General features: G+C 69.6%; 4 protein-coding genes. 1 reads left to right on the top strand and 3 read right to left on the bottom strand.

Going from position 1 to position 3258, the window contains the following annotated elements; all coding sequences use genetic code 11:
* Positions 1-112 precede the first annotated feature (112 nt).
* The 3 genes from ACTIFU_RS23250 to ACTIFU_RS23240 form a co-directional block, all read right to left on the bottom strand.
* Entirely contained in the window at positions 113-1441 is a 1329-nt protein-coding gene (locus ACTIFU_RS23250; RefSeq protein ID WP_439580705.1) for a cytochrome ubiquinol oxidase subunit I, read from the bottom strand.
* 272 nt (positions 1442-1713) lie between these two features.
* Positions 1714-2169: a DNA repair putative endonuclease MmcB gene (mmcB, locus tag ACTIFU_RS23245; protein ID WP_439580704.1), complete on the bottom strand. Its 456-nt coding sequence runs from the start codon at positions 2167-2169 to the stop codon at positions 1714-1716.
* Positions 2170-2173: 4 nt separating this feature from the next.
* Positions 2174-2911, bottom strand: a complete 738-nt coding sequence (locus ACTIFU_RS23240; protein ID WP_439580703.1) for a GntR family transcriptional regulator — start codon at positions 2909-2911, stop codon at positions 2174-2176.
* Positions 2912-3047: 136 nt separating this feature from the next.
* On the opposite strand from ACTIFU_RS23240, the gene ACTIFU_RS23235 reads away from it, so the two are divergent.
* Positions 3048-3258 (top strand): flagellar biosynthesis protein FlgA (locus ACTIFU_RS23235; protein ID WP_439580702.1); only part of this gene is annotated, 211 nt, incomplete at its 3' end.

The following is a 3258-nucleotide window of genomic DNA, read 5'->3' as shown; positions in this document are numbered from 1 at the left end:
GAGGTCAAATCCGTCCAGGACCACGTACAGCAGCACCGAGAACGCCATCAGCCCGGCGAACACGAGCGGCAGCAGATCGGGTGGCAGGAACGGTGTCATGGCCTCGGGTCCGTCACGCCGGCTGCGGCACGGGCCTGCGCGCCGCCTCGCCCTCGCCCTTCCGTGCCAGACGATGCAGCGTGACGACATAGGCCGCGAGCAGCCCCACATAGAGCAGCAGATACATCGCCAGCGTCAGCGCCACGTTGCCGGCGGGCACCGGTCCGACGGCCTCCGCGGTGGTCAGCACGCCATGCACCAGCCAGGGCTGCCGACCGATCTCGGTGACGTACCAGCCGGCCAGCGTGGCGACCCAGCCGGCGAAGGTCATGGGCACCAGCGCGCGCAGGTACCAGCCCGGCAGATCGCGCCGGCGCCACAGCAGCCACGCCCCTGTGAGCCCGAGCCCGATCATCATGACGCCGATCCCGACCATCACCCGGAACGCGAAGAACACCGGCGCGACCGGCGGGTGCTCGTCGATGAAGTCGTTGAGCCCCGGCACCACGCCGGCGGAATCGTGCTTGAGGATCAGGCTGGCGCCCGAGGGGATGGCAATCTCGAAGCGGTTCTCGCGCGCGGCCTCGTCGGGGATCGCGAACAGCAGCAGCGGCACATGCCCGCGCGTCTGCCAGTTGCCCTCCATCGCCGCGACCTTGGCCGGCTGGTGCTCGAGCGTGTTGAGCCCGTGCAGATCGCCGACGACGAGCTGCGTCGGCCCGAGCACGGCCGCCATCACGATCCCGGTACGCAGTGCCGTCATCACTGCGGCCGATCGGTCACCGCGCAGACGGCGCCACGCCGACAGGCCCGCCATCAGGAACGCCACCGTCAGCCCGGAGGCGATCAGCATGTGCGCGAACCGATAGGGCATGGAGGGATTGAAGATGATCGCCCACCAGTCGGTGGCGTGGGCGACGCCGTCACGCAGCTCGAAGCCCTGCGGCGTGTGCATCCACGAGTTCAGCACCAGGATCCAGAACGCGCTCATGGTGGTGCCGATCGCGACCAGCGCGGTCGCCAAGGTGTGCAGCCAGTTCGGTACGCGGCTCATGCCGAACAGCATGATGGCGACGAAGGTGGCCTCGAGGAAGAAGGCAGTCAGCACCTCGTATGCGAGCAGCGGGCCGGCGATGTTGCCGACGCGCTCCATGTAGCCGGGCCAGTTGGTACCGAACTGGAATGACATCGTGATCCCGGAAACGACACCGAGTGCGAAGGACAGCGCGAAAACCTTCACCCAGAACCGGTAGGCGTCCATCCAGCGCGTCTCGCCGGAAACGCGCGCGCGCAGCTTGAAGTAGAGCAGCACCCAGCCCAGCGCGATCGTGATGACGGGGAAGAGGATGTGGAACGAGATGTTCGCGGCGAACTGGATGCGCGAGAGCAGCAGCGTGTCCATCGGAGTGTCTCCAGACCCGATCCCGTCGCGCCGGTGCCGGCCCGCGATACCGGTGCATTCCGGCGATATGTGTCCGGCCGGCGGGCCTGCAAGGCGCAGCGCGCCGTGTCAGCCTGCTTCGCGATTTGCGAGAGAACCGGCCGAAAAGAAGGGGCCGCACCGAAATGCGGCCCCTCAAGGCAAGGTTGAGGAAGGCTTAGCTGCTGTCGCCGGGGGAAACCCGCCGACAGCAGATGAGTTGCAGCAAAGGGCGTGCCACATCCCCCCACGGGTCAGTCCTCTGCGGTGTGCGCCGTCGCGCCGGCAGGATCGACGAGCCCCTCGAGTCGCCCGGCGGCAAGGCGGGCGAAGCGGAGCAGCAGGGCCCGCCGGCGCGACGGTGCCAGCGGATGCACCGGTGCCTCACGAAGCACCGCCCCGCCATAGAGGTCCGCGACCAGCAGGCCGGCATCGTCGGGCAGCAGTGCCCGCGGGAACTCGGGATCGACAGCAAAGAACAGCCGGTCGCAATAGTCCCGGTACTCATGCCACTTCGTGTCCGACAGGAAATCGCGCGCGTGGGACTTCACCTCGACGATCAAGAAGCTGTCGTCCGCGCCGAGCGCGAGGAGGTCGGCGCGCCGGCCATGGGGAAGGCCGACCTCGCGCAGCACGGCATGACCGAGCGCGACCAACAGGCGTGCGGCCCCCTGCGTCACCGATGCCGTGCGCAGCGCCGCCGCGTCCATCGCGCTACTCGATCGCGACCGCGTAATCGAGCCGGGCGGTTCGGCTCACCCGGTGCTCGACCGCGCTGCCGTCGAGCCCGAAGGCAATGCGCAGGATGCGGAGAATCGGCGTGCCGGGGGCGATGGCGAGGCTGCGCGCCACGGGCGCGGTGGCGGCTTCGGGTGAGACCCGGTCGTCCGCACGCGCGACCGTGACACCGCAGTCGCGTTGGTAGAGCACGTAGAGCTCCTCGGCGAGGTCCTGCCCGACGGGCACCTGGAGACGGGCGAACAACGGCAACGGCAGGGCGATCGTCTCATGCACCAGCACGCGGGCGCCCACGCGCCGCTCGCGGGTCAACGCCAGCACCCCCGCGCCCAGTGCGAGCGCGAGCCCCCGCGCCTCATCGGCGCGTGCCGGACGCTGCCTCGCCGTCAGCACCCGGCCCGTCGGCACGACGCGCGCGCCGTCGGGTCCGACCAGGCGGAAGAAGCGGAACCGCGCGCGGTCGGAGCTGTGGCGCAGTACCGCAGTGCCGCGGCCCTGGCGCCGCTCGACCACGCCTTGCTGTACCAGCTCGTCGAGCGCGCGGCGCACCGTGCCGAGGGCGACGCCCAGGCTCGCGGCGAGGCGCTGCTCCGACGGCAGGTAGTCGCCCGGCGGCCACTCGCCCGCGACGATGCGCTCGAGCAGATGGTCGTGCACCTGCTGGTAGAGCGGCCGCGCGGCGACGGCGGAGCCTGGCTGGAGGTCGTCGGGCATCATTGGTCTTATAAATGACCCATGACCTGGATTGACAGAGGAATGTCGCCGCGCGCAGGATGCCGCGGCCGGCACGCCTGCCGGCAGGGATCGTCCGGCGCTGCCCGGACGCAGCGGGAAACAGCCAGGATCACGCATGAGCGCGCCGCACTTTCTCGTCCATGAGCATACCGACAATGTCGCCGTCGCCGTCCAGGAGGGCATCTCCGCCGGCCAGACGGTGACGCTCTGGGTGATGGACACCGACGAGACACTGGAGATGACCGCGCTCGACGCGATCCCGCTCGGCCACAAGATCGCGCTGAAGGACCTCGCCGAGGGCGACACGGTGATCAAGTACGACCACG

It is taken from the genome of Elioraea sp. (assembly GCF_051860475.1).
GTDB lineage: Bacteria > Pseudomonadota > Alphaproteobacteria > Acetobacterales > Acetobacteraceae > Elioraea.
This window is presented reverse-complemented; position numbering and strand designations above follow the sequence as displayed.